Source organism: Spiroplasma taiwanense CT-1 (assembly GCF_000439435.1).
Lineage (GTDB): Bacteria > Bacillota_I > Bacilli_A > Mycoplasmatales > Mycoplasmataceae > Spiroplasma_A > Spiroplasma_A taiwanense.
Map to the genome: position 1 here is coordinate 143,372 of NC_021846.1, position 21,489 is coordinate 164,860.

At 25.2% G+C, this 21,489-nt stretch carries 19 protein-coding genes, 6 tRNA genes, 1 pseudogene and 1 riboswitch; of the genes and pseudogenes, 25 read left to right on the top strand and 1 reads right to left on the bottom strand.

The window, feature by feature from the left end; translation table 4 throughout:
• The first annotated feature begins 154 nt into the window (after positions 1-154).
• The 5 genes from STAIW_RS00690 to gatB are packed head-to-tail and all read left to right on the top strand — an operon-like array spanning position 155 to position 6,964.
• Positions 155-1,774 carry a hypothetical protein gene (locus STAIW_RS00690; protein ID WP_020833971.1) on the top strand — a complete coding sequence of 540 codons (1,620 nt, stop codon included), beginning with the start codon at positions 155-157 and terminating at the stop codon, positions 1,772-1,774.
• Between the two features lie 9 nt (positions 1,775-1,783).
• Entirely contained in the window at positions 1,784-3,778 is a 1,995-nt protein-coding gene (ligA, locus tag STAIW_RS00695; protein ID WP_020833972.1) for an NAD-dependent DNA ligase LigA, read from the top strand.
• Between the two features lies 1 nt (position 3,779).
• Positions 3,780-4,070 (top strand): Asp-tRNA(Asn)/Glu-tRNA(Gln) amidotransferase subunit GatC, encoded by a 291-nt coding sequence (gene gatC / locus STAIW_RS00700; protein WP_020833973.1) that lies wholly within the window; start codon positions 3,780-3,782, stop codon positions 4,068-4,070.
• Position 4,071: 1 nt separating this feature from the next.
• On the top strand, positions 4,072-5,535 hold the full coding sequence (locus STAIW_RS00705) for an amidase family protein (protein WP_020833974.1): 1,464 nt from the start codon (positions 4,072-4,074) through the stop codon (positions 5,533-5,535).
• Positions 5,528-6,964 (top strand): Asp-tRNA(Asn)/Glu-tRNA(Gln) amidotransferase subunit GatB, encoded by a 1,437-nt coding sequence (gene gatB, locus STAIW_RS00710; RefSeq protein ID WP_020833975.1) that lies wholly within the window; start codon positions 5,528-5,530, stop codon positions 6,962-6,964. Before STAIW_RS00705 ends, gatB begins: the two co-directional genes overlap by 8 nt.
• 13 nt (positions 6,965-6,977) lie before the next feature.
• On the opposite strand, the gene STAIW_RS00715 is transcribed toward gatB, so the two are convergent.
• Positions 6,978-7,673, bottom strand: a complete 696-nt coding sequence (locus STAIW_RS00715) for a potassium channel family protein (RefSeq protein WP_020833976.1) — start codon at positions 7,671-7,673, stop codon at positions 6,978-6,980.
• Between the two features lie 93 nt (positions 7,674-7,766).
• Between STAIW_RS00715 and STAIW_RS00720 the strand changes: the two genes are divergently transcribed.
• The 20 genes and pseudogenes from STAIW_RS00720 to STAIW_RS06810 all read left to right on the top strand — a co-directional run bounded on the left by STAIW_RS00720 (position 7,767) and on the right by STAIW_RS06810 (position 21,426).
• Complete coding sequence (locus STAIW_RS00720) at positions 7,767-9,431, top strand: TrkH family potassium uptake protein (protein ID WP_020833977.1); 1,665 nt, start codon at positions 7,767-7,769, stop codon at positions 9,429-9,431.
• Positions 9,432-9,584: 153 nt separating this feature from the next.
• Positions 9,585-9,812 carry a hypothetical protein gene (locus STAIW_RS06120; protein WP_053228488.1) on the top strand — a complete coding sequence of 76 codons (228 nt, stop codon included), beginning with the start codon at positions 9,585-9,587 and terminating at the stop codon, positions 9,810-9,812.
• 17 nt (positions 9,813-9,829) lie between these two features.
• Complete coding sequence (locus STAIW_RS05560) at positions 9,830-11,005, top strand: HAD-IC family P-type ATPase (protein ID WP_053228489.1); 1,176 nt, start codon at positions 9,830-9,832, stop codon at positions 11,003-11,005.
• Positions 10,936-11,841: pseudogene (locus tag STAIW_RS06440) on the top strand (HAD-IC family P-type ATPase). The gene STAIW_RS05560 and the pseudogene STAIW_RS06440 overlap by 70 nt, the downstream one beginning before the upstream one ends.
• Positions 11,841-12,326, top strand: coding sequence for a hypothetical protein (locus STAIW_RS00730; protein WP_041618766.1), 486 nt, complete (start codon positions 11,841-11,843; stop codon positions 12,324-12,326). The pseudogene STAIW_RS06440 and the gene STAIW_RS00730 overlap by 1 nt, the downstream one beginning before the upstream one ends.
• 159 nt (positions 12,327-12,485) lie before the next feature.
• Positions 12,486-14,321: an ABC transporter ATP-binding protein gene (locus tag STAIW_RS00735; RefSeq protein WP_020833978.1), complete on the top strand. Its 1,836-nt coding sequence runs from the start codon at positions 12,486-12,488 to the stop codon at positions 14,319-14,321.
• Between the two features lie 176 nt (positions 14,322-14,497).
• Positions 14,498-14,573, top strand: a tRNA-Asn gene (locus tag STAIW_RS00740).
• Positions 14,574-14,580: 7 nt separating this feature from the next.
• Positions 14,581-14,656, top strand: a tRNA-Glu gene (locus STAIW_RS00745).
• Positions 14,657-14,673: 17 nt separating this feature from the next.
• Positions 14,674-14,749, top strand: a tRNA-Val gene (locus tag STAIW_RS00750).
• 8 nt (positions 14,750-14,757) lie between these two features.
• Positions 14,758-14,833: transfer RNA gene (locus STAIW_RS00755), tRNA-Thr, on the top strand.
• Between the two features lie 69 nt (positions 14,834-14,902).
• Positions 14,903-15,283 (top strand): hypothetical protein, encoded by a 381-nt coding sequence (locus STAIW_RS00760; RefSeq protein WP_020833979.1) that lies wholly within the window; start codon positions 14,903-14,905, stop codon positions 15,281-15,283.
• A 52-nt stretch (positions 15,284-15,335) separates the two neighbouring features.
• Positions 15,336-15,411 (top strand) — tRNA-Lys (locus STAIW_RS00765).
• A gap of 4 nt (positions 15,412-15,415) precedes the next feature.
• Positions 15,416-15,500, top strand: a tRNA-Leu gene (locus tag STAIW_RS00770).
• A 250-nt stretch (positions 15,501-15,750) separates the two neighbouring features.
• Positions 15,751-17,145, top strand: coding sequence for a uracil-xanthine permease family protein (locus STAIW_RS00775; RefSeq protein WP_020833980.1), 1,395 nt, complete (start codon positions 15,751-15,753; stop codon positions 17,143-17,145).
• 14 nt (positions 17,146-17,159) lie between these two features.
• A riboswitch (purine riboswitch) is annotated at positions 17,160-17,254 on the top strand.
• A 91-nt stretch (positions 17,255-17,345) separates the two neighbouring features.
• Entirely contained in the window at positions 17,346-18,308 is a 963-nt protein-coding gene (locus STAIW_RS05895) for an NCS2 family permease (RefSeq protein ID WP_053228492.1), read from the top strand.
• On the top strand, positions 18,268-18,804 hold the full coding sequence (locus tag STAIW_RS05900) for a solute carrier family 23 protein (protein ID WP_053228493.1): 537 nt from the start codon (positions 18,268-18,270) through the stop codon (positions 18,802-18,804). The genes STAIW_RS05895 and STAIW_RS05900 overlap by 41 nt, the downstream gene beginning before the upstream one ends.
• 105 nt (positions 18,805-18,909) lie before the next feature.
• A complete protein-coding gene (locus tag STAIW_RS00785) occupies positions 18,910-19,758 on the top strand; it encodes a Cof-type HAD-IIB family hydrolase (protein ID WP_020833981.1) in 849 nt (282 codons plus the stop codon).
• Positions 19,758-20,063, top strand: coding sequence for a thioredoxin (gene trxA / locus STAIW_RS00790; RefSeq protein ID WP_020833982.1), 306 nt, complete (start codon positions 19,758-19,760; stop codon positions 20,061-20,063). Before STAIW_RS00785 ends, trxA begins: the two co-directional genes overlap by 1 nt.
• 1 nt (position 20,064) lies before the next feature.
• Complete coding sequence (locus tag STAIW_RS00795; protein ID WP_020833983.1) at positions 20,065-20,892, top strand: Cof-type HAD-IIB family hydrolase; 828 nt, start codon at positions 20,065-20,067, stop codon at positions 20,890-20,892.
• A 288-nt stretch (positions 20,893-21,180) separates the two neighbouring features.
• Positions 21,181-21,426 (top strand): hypothetical protein, encoded by a 246-nt coding sequence (locus tag STAIW_RS06810; protein ID WP_169522276.1) that lies wholly within the window; start codon positions 21,181-21,183, stop codon positions 21,424-21,426.
• Positions 21,427-21,489: the final 63 nt, after the last annotated feature.

The window sequence follows — 21,489 nt, forward strand, 5'->3', positions numbered from 1 at the left end:
TTGAAGACAAAATTACAAATATTACATCTATTATTACAGGCCAATCTATTACTTGAAAATTAATGTAAACAGATAGAAAAAATCATTATTTTAATGATTTTTTTATTTAGGAAATGCATTTAAATCCAATGATATAATAAAAAAGGTGATAAAAATGACAAGTATTTCAATAATTGTACCCATTGCAGTATGTGCATTATATTTATTTACATTCTATACATCTGGATCAATTTTAATTGAACTTTTTAAATTTAAAATTAAAAATTCTTTTGTAGCAATTGCTACAGGTTTTTTTACTTTTTTTACTTTTATCTCAATTTGTACATTTCCTTTACAATTAATTCCAGGATTACCATATGTTTTTTATATATATTATATTTTTGCAATTTCTATAATTTATTTAGTTTTTTCTTTTATTTTTATGAGATTTTGATTAAATACAAATTTTTTTAAATTGGATGCATTATTTTATTTTTTTGTTTTATTAATATTTTTGGTAATAAATTATTTTTCTTATAAGTATATTAGTAATGAAAACTTTAATCGTCATAAAAATGCTTTATCAATTCTTTTTTGATTAAAAGATAATCCAGTTTCATTTTTTGATAATTCGACATTATTCAACTTTTTAGGTTTCAAACCTTTTCAAGGATGATATTCATTTCAATTATCTCTTTTAATAATGGTGGGTGCAGAAACTTATCAATATCAAAATATGTTGGTGCCTTTTATGTTAATTATTGATGCATTTTTAGCAGCTTCAATTTTTTTAACTATCATGGAATCTTTATCAAATATAAAATTTGTAAAAAATAAAGCGTTTTTATTTTTTACAAGTTTAGTATTCTTTTCTGCTACAAGAATTATTTTATGATATTACAATTATTCAATTTGAGAAGGTCAAGTTATATTTATATATTTAATATTCTATTCTATGATTTGGATATTAAGATATACAACTTTAAATTATAGAGAAAGATATAGCACTTTATTTATTGGGCTTGTAATTGGGGGTTATATTTCATTTCTTTGAGAAGGGTCATATCAAGTTTTATTTCTAATTTATACTTTTCTATTTACAATTCAGCGAAGATATAATAATAATTTCACAAAGGATATTTTGAAAATTGGATTATTTCCATTAATTGATTTTCTATTTTATAATATTATTTTACAGTTATATTTTCAAGTAATCTTGTTTGGAGCATTACTTCTTTTTATGTTTTTTGTTTCTTATTTAATGAGTAAAAAATATAGTGCAATAACAAAGTTTGAATTATTTTTAGAGCAGAGAAGTATTTTTGCTATTTTAATTGTTCCAATTATTTTAATTATAATTTCAATTGCAATTGCCTTAGGTTTAAATCAGAATTTTATTTCAGAAGAATATAATACTCTAAATTTTTTATATATTTGGTACTCTTTTATAAAAAATGAAATAGCAAGGCAATGAATTTCTTTTATTCTTTCTATGATAATTTTAGCACTAGCTTTTGCCTGGGTAATTTTTAGAAAAAATTTAAGGTCAAATATACTTACAAGTGCAGTGGATTTAACATTAATTAGTTATTTAACTTTTTATAATCCAATTGTAATGAATTTTATTAGATATATATATTCAAATATGATAGTTTCAAACGAACTTGCTATAATTAGTCTTGTTATTTGCTTAACAAATTCACTACCTTTTTATATTTTTAATAAAATTGATAATAAAAAAGTTAACCCATTGGAAATAAAAATTATAAAAAAATATTCAAGATTGAAAATTTAGGAGAAAAATATGGAAAAAGTTAAAATTGAAATTGAGAAACTAAAAATTAAATTAAATGAATGGGGTAATGCATATTACGTTTTAGATAAGCCTTTAGTTGAGGATTCAGAATATGATAGACTTCTTAATAAATTGAAAATTCTTGAAGATCAATTTCCTGAATTAATTACTGAAGATTCTCCAACTCAAAGAGTTGGAGGAAAAGTCTTAGATAAATTTGAAAAATATAAGCATAAAACAGCTATGTTAAGCCTTTCAAATGCTTTTAACAAAGAGGATTTATTAAATTTTAATGATCAAATACATAAAGAAATTGAAAATTTAAATTATACTTTTTTTGTTGAACCAAAAATTGATGGTTTATCCATTTCTATAATATATAAGAATGGAATTTTATTCAAAGCAGTTACCAGAGGCGATGGAGTTTTTGGAGAAGATGTTACTTCGAATGTTAAAACCATTAAAAGTATTCCTTTAATTATTCCAGATAAGTCAGATTACTTTGAAATTAGAGGAGAAGTGTTTCTTTCAAAAACTGAATTCGAAAAAATTAATTATCAAAGACAAGAAAATGATGAAAATCTTTTTGCAAACCCAAGAAACGCAGCTGCTGGAACTTTAAGGCAATTAGATTCCTCAATAGCCGCTTCAAGAAAATTAGATGCATTTTTATATTACTTTATGAATAGAGAACTATATGATACACATGAAAAATCTCTTGAATATTTAAAGTCTTTAAATTTTAAAATAAATAATTTGAGTAAAATTTGTAAAAATATCGAAGATGTTTATAAACATATTCAATATATTCAATCTGTTCGTGAAAATTTAGATTATGAAATTGATGGAGCAGTAATAAAAGTTAATGAATTTGATTTTTATGAAAAAGTTGGTTATACATCAAAATATCCAAAATGAGCGATTGCATTTAAATTTCCTGCTGAAATTAAAATTACAAAATTATTAGATATTTTTCCAACAGTAGGAAGAACAGGAAAAATAACATATAATGCTTCTTTAGAGCCGGTTCAATTGGCAGGTACAACTGTTCAAGCAGCCACTTTACATAATGCAGATTTCATAATACAAAGAGATATTAGAGTTAATGGAGATGTAAAAGTAAAAAAAGCAGGAGATATTATTCCCGAAATAATTGAAGCAGTTAAAAATGACCGATTTAAATTATTAAGAAAATGAAAAGAATCAGTATATTGTCCAGAATGTAATTCAATTTTAGAAAGGTTTGAGCAAGAAGTAGATCAATATTGTATAAATTCGTTATGTTCAAGAAAAATAGTTAGAGGAATTGAGCACTTTGTTTCGAGAGAGGCAATGAATATTGAAGGTTTAAGTATTAAAATAATTGAAAAATTATTTGAAAATAATTTTATATCAAATATAGCAGATATTTATTCTCTAAAATTACATAAAAATCAATTAATTAATTTAGAAAAAATGGGAGAAAAATCTGTTTCTAATTTATTAAATGCAATTGAAATTTCAAAACAAAATTCGTTAGAAAAATTATTTTTTGGCTTAGGAATTAGACATGTAGGAAAAAAAACTGCAAAAATAATTTCACTAAATTTTAAAAATATTGATAATATATTTAAATTAAGTTTTGAAGAACTTGAAAACATTTATGATATTGGACCAATAGTCGCTAAGTCAATTTGTGATTGAATTAAAATAGAAGAAAATAAATTCTTAATTAATAAACTAAAGAGCCACAATATTAATACAACTTATTTAGGTCAAGAAGGAACCAAAAATAATGATAAAATTACAAATAAGAGTTTTGTAATAACAGGTAAGTTATCAAAACCAAGAAATTATTTTAAAGATTTATTGGAAGAATATGGAGCAAAAATAATTGATACAGTAAGTAAAAAAACAGATTTTCTCTTAGCTGGAGAAGAAGCCGGAAGTAAACTAGATAAAGCACAAAAATTAGGAATAAAAATAATTACAGAAATCGAATTTAACGGAATGATTGGAGAATAGTATGAAAATAAATATTGAATTAATTAAAGCTCTTGAACAAGATGCAATGCTAGATTTATCAGATGAAGAATTAAATAAGATTTTAAAATTTGAAAATGATATTTTAGAAAAATTTGAAAAAGTTTTTTCAATTAATACTGATAATGTAAAAGAACTTTATTATCCTTTTGAAATTTATAATACTTATTTAAGAGAAGATGACAATACAAGCGTTATTTCAAAAGAGGCAATCTTATCAAATGCAATTGATAGTGATGAGGATTTTATTGTTATAGCAAAGGTGGTTAAATAGAATGAATTTTAAAAATATTACAATTAGAGAGCTGCATGATAAATTAGTTAATAAAGAAATATCACCAAAAGAACTTATAAAATCTACAATTGAAAATGCAAAAAAACATTTGGGTAGTAATTTTTTAATTACATTATGTGAAAAAGAAGCAATTGAAAATGTAGAGAAATTTTCAAGTAAAATTGATGAAAAAAATTTTTTATGATCAATTCCTTATGTTTCAAAAGATAATATTGCAACAAAAGGAATATTGACTACATCAGGTTCTAAAATACTATCAAATTATTATCCACCATTTGATGCAACAATTACTGAAATTTTAAATGAAAAAAATTCTGTAATGATTGGAAAAACTGCTCTTGATGAATTAGGAATGGGGGGAACAGGTTTATTTAGCTTTAATGGAGAAGTTAGAAATCCTTATGACAATGAGAGATTAATTGGGGGAAGTTCAAGTGGAAGTACTTATGCTGTTTGTGAAGGAATTGTGCCTTTTTCAATTGGAACAGATACAGGAGACTCAATAAGAAAACCTGCAAGCTTCGCAGGAATTGTTGGGTTTAAACCTACATATGGTTCAATTTCAAGATATGGTGTAGCACCATATGCTCCAAGTCTAGATCATGTCGGATTTTTTACAAATAATATTGAGGATATGGCTGTAATTTGTGATAGTACTTTTAAATATGATTTAAAGGATTTTACTTCAATTGATAATAGTATAAAATTTTTAGATAATTTGAATAATAAGAAAAAAGTAAAATTTGGTTTTATTAAACATGTTGAAAAATTTATGGAAGGTAAAGTAAAAAGAAGTTATGAAAAATTTTTCAATTATTTAAAAAAAGATGGACATAAAGTAATTAAAGTAGATTTTGATAAAAAATTATTAGATGCAATACCTGCAATTTATATGATGATTTCTTTTGCAGAAGGAGTTTCAACGAATGCAAATTTAGATGGGATTAAATTTGGACTTAGACAACCTGGAGAAGATTACAAACAAATAATAACTAATTCAAGAACTAAGGGATTTGGAGATACAGTAAAAAGAAGATTTATCATTGGAAGTTACCAATTAAAATCTGAAAATCAAGAACTTTTACTTGCTAAATCAAAAAAAGTAAGAAGATTGATTGTTAATGAATTAAATAAAATTTATGAACAAATAGATATTTTGATATTTCCTCCTTCTTTAAAACCTGCTCCTTTAGTTAAAAATGTTTTGGGGACTGATGTTGAGGAAAGAGAAGATAATGATGCTGCATTTCTAGATGACTTATTGATACTTTCAAACTTAAATGGTATGCCATCAATTACCTTACCTTTTATTAAAGAAAATGAATTACCAATTGGTATAAATTTAAATGCAAAACCAAAAGAGGATTTATTTCTTTTACAAATATCAAAATATGTTGAAGATCTAATTAATAAATTAAATAAAGGTGGTGAATTTGATGAATAATTTTGAAGTAATTATTGGAATTGAAAATCATGTTGAATTAAAAACAAAGTCAAAAATGTTTGGAATGGGACCAGTTTCATTTGGAAAAGAACCAAATACTCAAGTATCAGAAGTAGACATGGGATATCCTGGTGCTATGCCTTCAGTAAATAAAGAAGGTGTGAGGCTTGCATTATTAGCATGTAATGCTTTAAAAATGAAAATTGACTCATTACTTAGATTTGACAGAAAAAATTATTTTTATCCTGATCTTGTTAAGGGCTTTCAAATTACACAACAATACCACCCAATAGGAAGAGATGGGTATATCAAAATAAACACAGAAAGTGGAAGTTATAAAAATATTGAAATTGAAAGATTACATATTGAAGAAGATACTGCAAAACAAACCCATAAAGGGAATTTTACTTATATTGATTATAATAGAAGTGGAGTTGGACTAATAGAAATAGTTACAAAACCAGTTTTACGAAATGCAAATGAAGCAATGGAATATGTAACTAATCTTAAAGAAATATTATTATTTTTAGGAGTAAGTGATGTCAAAATGAATGAAGGTTCATTGAGATGTGATATAAATATTTCATTAAGACCTTATGGGTTTAATGGCTATGGCTCAAAAGTAGAAATAAAAAATTTAAATTCAATAAATAATATTAAAAAATCAATTGAATTTGAAATAAAAAGACAATCTGCAATACTTCTTTCTGGTAATAAAGTGGATCAAGAAACAAGAAGATTTGATGAAAATTTGCAAGAAACAATTTTAATGAGAAAAAAAACTGATGCAATTGATTATAAATATTTTAGAGAGCCAAATTTATTTCCAATTCAGCTTGATAAAAAATGAATAAATGAAGTAATTGAAAATGCACCTGAATTAGCAAGTGAAAAAAGAGAAAAATATATTAATATTTACGGTTTAAATCTAGATGATGCAAATTATATTTTATCAGATTTATTATTAACAAAATTTTTTGAAGATACAGTATCACTAATTAATGAACCACAAAAAATTGCAAATTATTTAATAACAGATGTAAAGACTTTACTCAATAAAACTAATATTGAAATTTCTGAATCAACGCTAACACCAGAAAAAATTAAGGATATTATAATTTTTTTAGAAAAGGGAATAATATCTTCAAAACATGTTAAAACAATTTTACCAATTGTTTTTGAAACAAATAAATCTATTCAATCAATAATTGATGAAAATAATTTAAAATTAATTTCTGATGTTAAAGAAATTACAAAAATTTTAGAACCAATTATTAAAAATAATATTAATTTAATTAATGAAAATATTGAAACTAGACCAGAAAGAGTTGAAAAAACTGTAATGGGTTTATTGATGAAGGAAACAGGGGGAAATGTAAATCCAACTGTAGGAACAGAAGTATTATTTAAATTAATTAAAAAAAGCTAACATGTTAGCTTTTTTAATATTCAATTTCTTGTTCTCCTCTTACTTTTAATATTAAGTCATTTACAATATTATTTTTAGCAAATACTACTAAAATATCGCCTTTTTTTAAAATGGTATATTCATCGGGCAATATTATTTTTCCATTTCTTTTTACTTGAATTATAATAAAATCTTTATTTGAATTTAAACCAGCATCAAAAATTGATTTATCAAATATTTCTTCTTCTTCAACTTGAATGCTTGTAAAAACATATTCTCCATCTGCTGTTTGGACTTCACTTTCAATATCAAAAAGTGCCTTTGTTGCAACCATTTTTCCTGTGGTAACATCAGGAATAATTACTTGATCTTCTTCTAAACCAAGAGCTAGTAATATTCTTTTGTGTCTTTCATCTCTTGCTTTAACAATTATATTTTCTACGCCTAAGTCTATTAAATTTAAAACAGTTAGTATACTCGATTCCATATTTCCACCAAAACATACAATAACACCATCAAATTGTGTAATTCCATTTTTTTCTAATGCATTTTTATTTGTAGCATCTAGAATTATTCCTTCCACAGATTCAAATTCATTAATATGTAAATTTATTTTTTCTTCATCATAATCAAAAATTTTGATTAGTTGTTTTTTTTCATCTAAAGTTTGTGCAACAGATAACCCAAAATAATTTGCTCCAAATATTGCAAAACTTTTTTTTCTAGCCATATAGTTCCTCAACTTTCTAACTTTTAAATTATACAACTCTTTTATTGTTTGTTGTATAATTTAATATAGATTTAAATAAGAGGTTTGTAATTCATGGATAATAGTTCAAAAAAACCTAATAAATTAATTAAAGAAAAACAAACGAAAAAAAAGGAAAGAAAATCTCTTGATAAGGAGAATAACTTTTTTTCAAAACTTAAAAATTGATGGCCATTTTCAAGAATTAGTGGAAGAATAATTTCTATTTACTTAATTTCTATTTTAATTGGTGGTTTTTTGCTTTCAATTCCTGGAGTTGTTTTAACTGAACAAAATTATTGACAATTTATTACAGGTATGTTTACTGCTTCAAGCGCAATATCAGATACAGGTATAACAATATTGCAAACTAATACAAATTATTCTTTTATTGGTGAACTTTTAATTATAATAATGTGTCAAATTGGTGGAATAGGTATTTTAACGGTTAAAATTGTTTTAATGGTAATGCTAGGCAGAAAAATATCCTTGGATGACCAAAGTGTTGCTCAAACAGAAAGAGGAAATAGTGCACTTTCAAATACAGTGGAAATGATACGTGATGCGTTTATCTTTTTACTTTGATTGGAAATAATAGGAGTTTTTTTTCTATTTTTTGGTTTTTATTTTACGCCAATGGATTTAGGGACAGTTTATAATGAAAAATTTCAACCTTTAGAAAATTTAATTAATGAAAATAGTGTAACAAATCCATATCATGATTTTTCAAAATCTCTTTGAGCTGCAATTTTTCACTCTATTAGTGCTACAAATAATGCAGGGTTTGATATTGTAAGTGGAAATTCACTTTTACCATACAATCAAGGAAATTCACATGCTTATTTATTACAAGTTACTTTTTTATTTCAATGAGTAATTGGTGGTTTAGGTTATCCAACTTATCATGACATAAAAAGGAAAATTAAAGCAAAAAGAGAAGGTAAAACAGTTAGATTTTCATTGTTTACAAAATTAAATTTTATAATGTATTCTATATTATTTATTTTGGGACCATTGCTAGTATTTATGACAGAGCACTTTACAGTAGAAGAAAGCAAAATTTTACTAGATGGAAAATATATTAAAGATACAGAGGGTAATATAAACTGAGTGACAACAGGAGAATGAAAGAAAACTCACATATGAATAATGGATTTACTTTTTAATGTTTCTTCAACTAGAAATGCAGGTTTTGCAACTGTTGATGTTAATGAATTTACAGCAGGAAGTAAATTTGTAATGTCAGTTTGAATGTTTATAGGTGCAGCACCTTCATCAACTGCGGGGGGAATTAGAACAACAACATTTGCAATTTGTATTCTTGCAATTTATTCAATTATGAGAAATAAAAAATCAGTAGAAGCATTTAAGAAGAAAATTCCTGATGATACAGTAAAAAGAGCTTTTGCAGTGGTGTTCCTTTCATTTTTTATTGTTGTTACAAGTATTTTTGTAGTTTATTTAGATAGTAATAAAATGTTATATGCAACAGATACGACAAAACATACAGAATCAACAATTATTAAATTAATTATGTATGTTTGCAGTGCTTTTGGAACTGTAGGTTTTCAACCATTTTCAAATGAACAAATAATTCAATTAGGAGTTATAAGTAAATTAATGCTTGTTATTACAATGTTTGTTGGTCAACTTGGTATTTCAAATACGCTTCTTGCCTTTGTGAAACCAAGAAATAAACAAAATTTTGGATATTTAGAAGAGGAAGTAGTTATTGGATAATTTTTATTAAAAAAATTAACTTAATTTTTTATTTATAATTAGTTAATAAAAAGGGGCGCTTATATGTAAACATTTACATTTTCTAAAAATTGACAAAAAAAATTAAAAGAATATACTAGTATTATTGAAGAGTTAATCTTCCGAGGTGAAATAATGAATCTTAATGAACAAGCACAGGAATTAAGTGATTCCCAAGTTGAAAGTGACATAAAAGAATGATATAAATTATCTAATAAAGAAATATGTGGTATTTTAGAAACAAATCAACATACAGGGCTTTCATTAAAAGAAGTTGAAAAAGACTTGAAAAATATGGAAGAAATACATTACCTAAAGCAAAAAAACCAAACTGATTTACTATTTTTATTAAAACTTTTTTAGACACTTTAAGTGCAATAATGTTATTTGCAGGATTATTACAAATTATAGTTTTTTCAATAGCAAAGGAAATAACTGCACCAGATATTGCAGGAGTAGTTATTATATGTTTGATTGTTTTAACTAATTCAATTATTGCAACAATTCAAGAAGTAAAATCTATAAATCAGATTTCTTCATTAAATGAAAATAAACAATACGCAATTGTTTTAAGAAATTCTGAAAAAATGGAAATTGATATTGAGAAATTAGTTCCAGGTGATATAGTTTTTTTTAATTCTGGTGGATTTGTTCCAGCAGATATTAGAATTATTCAAAATCAAGTTTTTAAAATTGATGAGTCAGCACTAACAGGTGAAAATGAGCCAGTAAAAAAAGTTTCAGACCCTCTTTTTGAAAAAAGTTTAATGCTTGGGGATCAAAAAAACATTGCTTTTATGTCAACTTTAGTAATTGGAGGAAAATTGATTGGTGTTGTTTTTGGCACAGGAAATAATTCAGAAATTGGAAAAATTGCTTCAAAAATTACAAAAAATAACACAATTAAAACTCCTTTAAAAAAAGTAATAAAATTAACAGCAGTTATTGGATTAACTTCAATATTTCTTGGTTTAATTCTATTTTTAACTTCATGATTTTCAATGGATAAATTAGCAGAAAATCTACAAGGTTGAAATAAATTACTATTAATTGCAGTTTCAGCTGCAATTAGTGTAATTCCGGAGTCTTTAACTATTATTGTTAAAATTTGTTTAATGGTAGCCACTAAAAAAATGGCAGCAAAAAAGGTTATAATTAAAAATCCAAAATCAATTGAAACATTAGGTAATGTTAATGTTATTTGTACTGATAAAACTGGAACTCTAACAGAAAATAAGATGTTAGTAGATAAAATTTTTTTAAATTTTAGTGAATTAGAACTTAAGGATTTTAATCCAAAAATATCTGAAACATTAATAAATTGTATTTCTTTGTGTAGTGATGCTGTTGTTGAAAATGAGAAAATAGGTAGTGCCATAGAAATTGCCACGCTAGATTTTATAAAGAAGTTTGATATTAATTATATTTCATTAAGAAAAAATATAAAAGACTTGATGAAATACCTTTTGATTCAAAAAGAAAAATGATGACTACTGTTAATGAAGTTAATGGTGAAAAAATTGTTTATACAAAAGGTGCAGTGGATTATCTTTTAAAAAAATGTAAATACAAATTAATAGATAATAAAGTAAGTGAATTAACAATTGATGATAAGAAAAAAATTGAAGAGCACTTATATTATTTTGCGAAAAAAGGTCTAAGAGTTTTAGGATTTGCTCAGAAAAAATGTGAAGATAGAAAGTCTAATTATGAATCCAATTTAACTTTTTTAGGTTGCGTAGCAATTATTGATCCACCTCGTCAACATGTAAAAGAATCAATAGAAGTTGCAAAAGAAGGTGGGATTAGAGTTATTATGATTACGGGAGATCATAAGATAACTGCTTTTGAGATTGCAACAAGACTTGGAATTGCTGATGAAAAATTTGATAGTGTAATTAGTGGTTCTGAAATTGAAGAATTAAGTAGAGAACAATTAAAAAATCGATTAAGAACAACAAATGTTTTGGCAAGAGTTAATCCATAACATAAAGCATTAATAGTTGATTTATTACAAGAAGATCATAATATTGTTGCAATGACTGGAGATGGGGTTAATGATTCACCAAGTTTAGTTAAAGCAGATGTTGGAATTTCAATGGGTATTACAGAAACAGAAGTCGCAAAAGAAGTTAGTGATGTTATATTAGCTGATGATAATTTTAAAAGTATTATTTCAGGAGTTAATTCAGGAAGAAATGTTTATGAGAAAATAAAATATTTCATTTCATTTTTAGTTGCAGCTAATTTAAGCCAAGTTTTAACTTTATTAATGATTCTTGCTTTTTATCAGGATCTTGCTTTAAATTCTGTGAATATTTTATTTCATATTTTCGTTGTAGAAACCATTGTTGCAATTCCAATTGGAATGCAAAGAGAAAAAAAGGAGTAATGCAAAATTTACCGCCTCTAAATAAAAAAGAAAGTTTACTTAAAGGAATAATTGTGCAAATAATAATTACAAAAATATTTAATACATTATTTGCAGTATTTAACTATCAAATTTCACTTTGATATTTACCAGATAATATAGATTTAGCAAAAGAATTTGGAAAAACAGGAACATATATTGCAATTATGTTAGCACCTATTTTTTATGCAATTTTATATAATAATTTCTTTTTACCAATAAAATCAAATAAAAAAATGAAGGGATTAGATAAATTTAAACCAAATAAGTGATTACTAATATTAATGTTTGTTGCTCTAGTATTAACTGTAATTACTTTAGTTTCAGTAGACTCAATAAATTTATTTTTTGATTTTAAGACAAAAAATATACCTGCTGGATTAGTTAGTATTTTTATTATTAATGCAATTTTACCTACTTTATTTATATTTGCTTTTTATAAACTTAATAATATTATTTTTAAATAATTGAAGTATAATTTAACTATGAAAAGAACGAGGGGGTTTTAAAAGATTATAGGCATTAATTTGATATTAATAAAAAAATGTACTGATTCTTTTAGACGTCAATTTAAAAAATAATACAATAAAATTCTTATTTCATCTTTTTAGAAAAGGGGTTTTATTATGAAAGAAGATAAATTTAAAAGTGAAGGTGCCTTTTTAAAGACACTTTTTTACTATTATAAACAAGAATGAAAATTAACATTATTTATGTTATTAATTTGTATGATTATTGTATTATCTGCAATAATGCTGCCATTATTAACACTACAAATGACAATGGCAATTAGTTACTCTTTGGGAGATGCAAGTGCTATTGATTCATCCGGGCTAATTAAATACTGAGGACTAAGTTGAATTCAGTTAATTTATATTGCTGTGGGTATTGTTTTATTTTATTGTATAATTTCATTTTTATTTGATTATATTGCATATATAATGGGTAGAAAAATTGAAATAAGTTTACGTAATAGATGTTTAGAAAATTTGGTAAGACAAGATATTTCATATTATTCTAATAAAAAAATAGGAGAAATATTAACTAAAATTGTTTCTGATACACAAATTGTAGGAGATCAAGCAGTTCAAATACCGCTGCAATTGGGTATTTCTTTCTTTGAAATGATTGGTTCTACTTTACTAATGATTTTACTAGCATGAAAACTTGCATTTGTAACATTAGGAACATTTGCTTTTATAATGTTGACAATGTTATTTTGTTTTGTAGTTACAAGAAAAAAAGTTTCAAAAGTTCGTGAAAGTATAACTGAAATAAATGGAAATGTTACAGATAGAGTTGCAACAGTTAGACTTATAAAATCAACAGGTAGTGAAAATTATGAGACTGATAGATTTAAAGAAGTTCATAAAGATTATTATAAAAAGTCAAAAAAAGTTGGAGTAAGTCACTCTCTAATGTTAACAACAATGTGAGGTGGTATCTTTGCATTACAATTTTTAACAATAATTGGAGCAATGTTAATTTATGGAAATGTAGCAAACCCAGAAAATGGATTGATTTTTTTTAAAACAACTTTTACTTCATATACTCTTGCACAAGGAATGATGATAGGGCCATTATTTCAAGTTATGAATGCTTTATTTGGGTTGGCTCAAGCATCTGTTGCTTCTCAAAGAGTCCAAAATACAATTAAAAGCAAGTCAATAATGAATCCACATTTCTGAGATGGAGAAATTGTAAGTTCAATCAAAGGTAATATAGAATTTAGAGAAGTGGAGTTTGCTTACCCAGAAAAACCAGAAAAAATTATTTTACCAAAATTTAATTTTATTTTTGAAGAATCAAAAAGTTATGCGTTTGTTGGAGAAACAGGAAGTGGTAAGTCAACAATTGCAAAATTATTACTTAGATTTTATGACCCAACTAAAGGGAAAGTAATTATAAATAAAAATTTAAATTTAAAAGATGCAAAATTATCAAGTTATTTAAATCATGTTGGGTATGTAGAACAAGACCCCCAAATATTATTTGGTGATGTTTTTGAAAATGTTAAATACGGAAAATTTGATGCTACAAATGAAGAAGTAATAGAAGCATGTCAAAAAGCAGAACTTCATGAATTAGTCATGACTTGACCTGAACAATATAATACAATTCTTGGAGAAAGAGGTTTTATGTTAAGTGGAGGTCAAAAACAGAGATTAATTATTGCAAGAATGTTTTTAAAAAATCCACAAATTTTAATTTTAGATGAAGCTACTAGTGCTTTAGATAATATTGTTGAAAAAGAAATTCAAAAAAAATTAGATTTACTGATGAAGGGAAGAACAACAATTACTATTGCACATAGATTAAGCACTATTAAGAATGTTGATGAAATAATAGTTTTAGGAGCAAATGGAAAAGGAATTGTTCAAAGGGGAAAATTTAATGAATTAAAAAATGAACCTGGACATTTTCAAAAACTTTATAATGCAGGGTTATTAGAATCAAACTAAAGATTAAGCTTTTTGAGTTAAATATTCAAAAAGCTTTTTTTTAGTTTTATAACTTTTATATATTTGTTATAGAATAATTAATGTCGTTAAATAAAAAAATAAAGAAAATATTAAAAAAATATTGATTTTAAATAAATAAATATGCTATTATGAATAAGTAGATTTTCTCTATCTATGGCTTTTTAGCTCAGTTGGTAGAGCAACCGGCTGTTAACCGGTTGGTCGCAGGTTCGAGTCCTGCAAAAGCCGCCATTTTTATGGCCTGTTGGTGAAGTGGTTAACACACACGGTTTTCATCCGTGCACACACGGGTTCGAACCCCGTACAGGCTACCAATATTTTTTATTTTTTTGGAGTGTTAGCTCAGTTGGGAGAGCTCCTGCCTTACAAGCAGGCGGTCGGCGGTTCGAACCCGTCACACTCCACCATTTTCTTCGCTGATGTGGCTCAATTGGCAGAGCAACTGACTTGTAATCAGTAGGTTGTAGGTTCAAGTCCTATCATCAGCACCAGTTATGAATTTTAACCAACCTCAAAGGTTGTTTTTTTATGTAATAAAATTGTTATAAGGAGAAAAAAATATGAAAAAAAGTTTAGCTATTATTTCATATATTCTACTATCAATATTATTATTAAATAATTTGTTAACTTTTATTTTTATACAAGAAATTTCATTAAAAACAAATAATGAGAGTTTGGAATTAATTTCATCAGGACTAATTATTGTATATATTTTTGAAACTATTACTTTTATTTGATTAGTTATTCTATTATTATTTTTAATAATTAACAGAATTAAAACTTCATTTATTAGTTCAATTATGATGATTATAATCGGTGTAATATTTTTATTTTCATTTATTTTAGTCACTTGAATATTTGGAACAATAAATATTATTTGTGGAATTGGTATAATTACTACTGCTTCAATTCATTTAAAAAATCACAGAAATAGTTTATAAAAAATTTATTTTTATCTTTAAAAAATGTTATTATAAATGTGTTATTTTTATTGTCTCGTTAGCTCAGCCGGTAGAGCAACTGGCTTTTAACCAGTGGGTCATAAGTTCGAATCTTATACGAGACACCATTTCCCGGGATTGGCGGAATTGGCAGACGCACCAGACTTAGGATCTGGCGTGGTAACACGTGGGGGTTCAAGTCCCTTATCCCGGACCAATCTGAAATAGGATCATCCATTAAGATGATTTTTTTTATTTTTTTATAAAAAATGCAAAATTATATGTATAATAATTTTTAAGAAAAGTGAGGAAATTATGCAAAAAAGCATTTCTATAAAATCATTAAATAAAATAAGTGTAATGTTTTTAGAACCTCTTTTTTTCAATTTATATTTTTATAAAATTATAATTATTTAAGCAATCATTTTTATGATTGATTTTTTTTTGTAATTTAGAAGGAGAAAATTATGGAAAATGAAAATAATATAAAATTAATTTTACAACCCCATGAAAGACCAAAAAATTATGGGCAGTGAATGATTTTATCACTTCAACATGTTTTTGCAATGTTTGGAGCAACAGTTTTAGTACCTATGATAATAAATCAAACTGCAAATGAAGAAGTTATAAATATTTCAATGGTACTTTTTTGTTCTGGGATAGGAACTTTAATCTATATTGCATTAACTTCTGCAAAAGTGCCAATTTATTTAGGAAGTAGTTTTGCATATATGAGTGTAATGGGGATTGGTTATAGTCAATGACATAATTCAATTTTTATAGCTGTTTTTATTATTGGAGTAGTTTATATATTTATGGGATTTCTAATTCACTGAACTGGAATAAAATGAATTAAAAAAACATTTTCTCCAGTTGTAATTGGTCCAATTGTAATTACTATAGGCTTAAGTTCTGTTAAAAGTGCATTACAGAATGTTGGATTTATTTGAAATCAAGAATCATTATCTCAAAATTTATACTACCCACAATGGCTTGCAATTTTAATTGGTATGGGAACTTTTTTAATAGCAGCAATATTTATGTTAAAAGCAAAATCATTTTTAAAAGTCATACCAATTCTTGCAGCTTTAGCTTTTGGGTATTTTATTTGTATAATATTGCACTTTTCATTAAAAGCAGTTGGGTACAATATAATGGATACATCTCTTATAACTGATACTAGTTCATGACAATGATATCCAAGTTTTAAAGCTATTTGAAATGTTGAACCCTCAACAATTGGGCCAGCAATTATTGCAATTGTACCAATTTCATTAGTAACAATGACAGAACATTTAGGTGATCATATAAATATAGGAACTTTAACAAATAAAGATTTTATTAAAGAACCAGGGATAAGCAGAACATTAATTGCAGATGGTGTTGCAATGAGTTTTGCAGGTTTAATTGGAGGACCTGCAAATGCAACATATTCTGAAAATACAAGTGTTGTTGGAATTACAAAAGTGGCAAGTGTTTGAGTAACTGGGCTTGCAGCAATATTTGCAATAATAATGAGTTTCATTGCACCAATAAATCAATTAATAGTAATGATTCCAAAACCTGTAATGGGAGGTATAAGTCTAATGCTATTTGGAATGATAAGTTCTAATGGTATTAAAATTATGCTTGATAATAAAGTTGATTTTAAAAATGCAAGAAATATAATTATAGTTTCTGTTGTACTTGCGGTTGGGGTAGGAATGGCAATTACAGGAAGTGATATTCAAATAGGAAATAGTTTTAAAATAACAGGAATGTTTTTAGCCACAATGTTAGGAATTTTATTAAATTTACTATTACCTGAACATAATAATTTAGGTATTTTTCAAAAATTAAAAATAAAGAAAGAAAATAAATAAAACCAAGTTAAAATATAAATGTAATTACTAGCGTTTATATAAACCAGCATATTGGGTTGGTGTTTCTACGATAGACCTATCTATCACTATAAGTTAGTATTTAAACTTTTAATTAAGCCTATTAATTACGTATTTAAAACGCAAATAGTAGACTTAATTAATTTTATGTTTTCTTATTTTGCAAAAAAATAGGAATTAAAATGAAAGAAAAAAAAGAATTAAAAGCAGAAAAGAGCTTATATAATAAACAAGCTTCAAATTCAAAAATTGGAAAGTTTTTTGGTTTTGGAAATTTTAATACTACTTTTAAAAAAGAAATTATTGGTGGTGTAAGTACTTTTTTATCTATGATTTATATTTTATCTGTGGAACCTGCAATTTTGGGTCAAGCACAAAGCATAGAAAATTCTCAAGAATTAATGAATAGCGGTAGAGTTTTTGTTGCAACAGCAGTTGCTTCGTTCTTAGCGACTTTTATTATGGGAATAAGTGCAAACGTTCCTATAGGTTTGGCGCCAAGTATGGGTTTAAATGCAATGTTTTCATTTAATATTGCAAATCAAGGTGATATTGGTTATGAAGGTGCTCTTATTGCAACAACAATATCATCAATAATTTTTTGTATAATGTCTGTCACAAAATTAAGAGCTATCTTAATTAAAAGTTTACCTCATTCAATTCACTTAGCAATTGGTGTTGGTATAGGTTTTTTTATTGCATATGTTGGATTGGTAAATATGGGTTGAGTTGAAAAATCAGTCTCAAATCTTCCTGTTGCAAATTTATCAAATTTTAAATTAATTTATCCGGCAATAATTATTGGAACTGTTGCATTATTTGGAGCAATTTTACTTTTCTATAAAAAATTTTTTGCACCAGTTATTGTAATGTTATTGGCTGGTTTTCTAATTGCCATTATTCTTGCAAATACTATAGATAATGAAGCAATTCAACATTCTTTTGGAACAGCTAAATGAGTAAAAGGACAATGGGATTATTCTGAATTTAAAGGTTTTATTACAAATATTGAAAACACTTATAAACAATTTGCAAATATAGAAATTTGAAATAAGTCAACAATGTATATTTCTATTTTTATTTTTATAATTTTGAACTTTTTTGATGCAACTGGAACATTTAACAAGTATAAATATAGAAATTAATAGAGCATCTGGAACTAATAATGAGATTCCACACAAAGCTTTAGTAATTGATGCTGGTGCAACAGTTGTTGGTTCTGTATTGGGTGTTTCACATATGGCTTGTTATACAGAAAGTTGTGTTGGAATTATGCAAGGAGCAAGAACGGGATTTTCAAGTATAATTACTTCTCTTGGTTTTTTACTAAGTTTGGCACTTTTTCCAATTTTTAAAATGATGCCAGATTGTTTAAGCGGTGCTGCAACTGTATTTATAGGAACTGTTATGATGAAATCAATTACAGAAATAGAGTGAAATAAAATAGAAATTGGTTTAGGCTCATCCTTTGCAATTTTATTTATGATTGTCACATACTCAATTGCTAATGGTATTGCAATTGGAATAATTGCATATTCAATTGGAAGCATTGCAGTTAAAAAAACAAAAGAAGTTCACTTATTAGTATGGGTATTAAATGTGATATTTATACTATATTTTATTGCGTATGCATTTATGTAAAAAATTTTTTAATAAAAGTGCTTAAGCAAGCACTTTTATTTTATTTATAAAGTTTACATTTAATTTATTTAATTTATAATCATTAAAAGTAAAGAGAGGTAAGTAATGAAATTAAAAAAAAATGTTTTAATTTTTTGTGACCTTGATGGAACAGCTTTAGCAAGCGATCATACATTTAGTCAAATAACAAAAGAAGTAGTTAAGAAAGTTTATGGTAAAAATTATTATTTTATTCCAGTAACAGCGAGGTCAACAAAAGATGCAATTGATTTTCAATCAATACATCTTGAATTAGATAAACTTGGTGGTATTGCATCTGGGAATAATGGAAGTCACATTTATGATTTTAAAAATAAAACTTGAATTGAAAGAGCATATGTTTCAGAAGAAAACATTAAAAAAATTTTTAATTTAACTTATGGTCAAATTGGAAAATATAAAGTTCATTTTTTTTCTGATCAAACTTGTTTTGTTTATGGTGAAGGTGAAAATTCAAAATATTGAAGTGAAATTATGCAGATGGATTACAAAATAATTGAAAAATTAAGTGATATAAATGAAAAGATTAATCATTTAGTGGTGATTTTAGAAAAAAACCCCTCTGAACAAATTCAAAATAACTTTTTAGAGAAATTTAAAATTATATCTAATGAACTTGATATAATTAAATATACAGATAGAGTTTATGAACTTGCGGTTAAAGGAATAAATAAAGGTTCTGTAATTAGAAAAGTTCAACAATATCTGAATTTAGATAACTCAAATACATCTGTATTTTGTTTTGGAGATAGTTTTAATGATATTGAAATGTTTAAAGAAGCAGAATTTCCAGTTGCAATGGAAAATGCTATTGATGAGTTAAAACAAATTGCAAAATTTATAACACTTTCAAATGATAATGATGGTGTTGCAAAATTTATTGAAAAAAATATTTTAAAAGAGGAGAAAGAATAATGGCAGTAAAATTTATAGAATCAACAGATGATTTTAATAATGAAATTAAAAAGGAAGCAACAGTAGTAGATTTTTATGCTGATTGATGTGGACCATGTAAAATGTTAGCACCAATTTACGAACAATTATCAAATGAAGTTACAAATGTAAATTTTGTAAAAGTTAACACAGATGAACAACAAGAAATTGCAAAGAAATATAATATTATGTCAATTCCAACTTTAATATTCTTTAAAGATGGTGAAGTTGTTCGTCAAAATAGTGGATTCATGCCAAAAGAAGTTCTAAAAGAATTTATAAAATAAAATGAATTCAATTAAATTAATTGTTTTAGATATAGATGGAACTTTAGTTGGAAAAAATAAACAGGTACCAAAAATTAATATTAATGCTATAAATGAAGCAAGAAATAACGGTATTAAAATATGTATTGCTACAGGAAGAAATTTATCTAGAGCAGAAAAAATTGCTAAATCAATTGAATTAGATAAAAATCAAGAATATTTAATTTGCTTGAATGGTGGAGCAATATATAAGTATGATGAAAATAAAAATCCAATTTTAATTGAAGAGCATCTATTTAATCAAGAAGATTTTGAATTTATTTATGAAAATGCAAAAAAAAATAATGTCAACTGTTTTAGTTATGCGCAAAATCCAGAATTTGCTTTTGTTTTAAAAAAAGATTTATTTACTTTTGTTTTAAAAAAAGTTTCAGGAAGAAAATTAATGAAATTTGAAAAAAATATAAATGAAAAATCTTATAAGATAATTGCATTTGGAAATGAAAAGAAAATATCTTTACTTAAGAAAGCTCTAAGTATAAAAAAATATGAAATGTTTTCTTGAAGCTATATATCACATTCTTCAAATATTGAAATAAATCCAGAAGGTGTTGATAAACTTTATTCATTACAAAAAATTGCAAATTTTTATAATATTGACAAAAAGGAAATTATTTATTTTGGTGATGGAGATAATGATAAGAAAGCATTAGAATGAGTTGGTTATGGCGTAGCAATGGCAAATGCAGATAAACATATTAAAGAAATTTCAAATGATACAACTAATCTTGTAAATAAAAAAGCAGGTGTGGGACAATATATTAAAGAAAAAATACTAAAACACTTTTAATAAGTGTTTTTTTGTTTTTTTAATTGAAAAAATATATAATAATGTGAATGGAGCTAAATTATGAAAAAAATTTTGGAACAAATAAAAGAGAAAAAAAATAATTACAGTAAAAGATCAGATAAATTTTGACAAAATTATTGATGTTATAAGTCAACTTTTTACTGATTCATATGGAATAAGTAAATTAATAAAAGGTTATAGATTAAATGAAAAACAACAGTTATGATTTTTAAATTTAGATGAAGATTTTAATCTTGAAGTAAAGCTGAATCAGGTTATTACAATTGAATATCAAAAGATAAAGACCTTATTTATCAGTTTAATTCACAAAAAGATTCTCAAAAAAGAGCAAAAGATGTAAAAAAACTAAAAGATTTTCCACAAGATTTTATTACATTTATTCAATTTTATGACAGATCTAGAAAAAGTAATTATAAATTTTATGGAATTTTTACTTTTAAAAATTCAAAAGATGATTTGAATCAAATTATGATTTATGAAAAAATAAGCGATGAATTTAGTTTCAATTTTTAATAGTTTATTTTCAAAAAATAATTGCTAAAAAATTGTATATGATAAAAAAAAGTTTATAATATA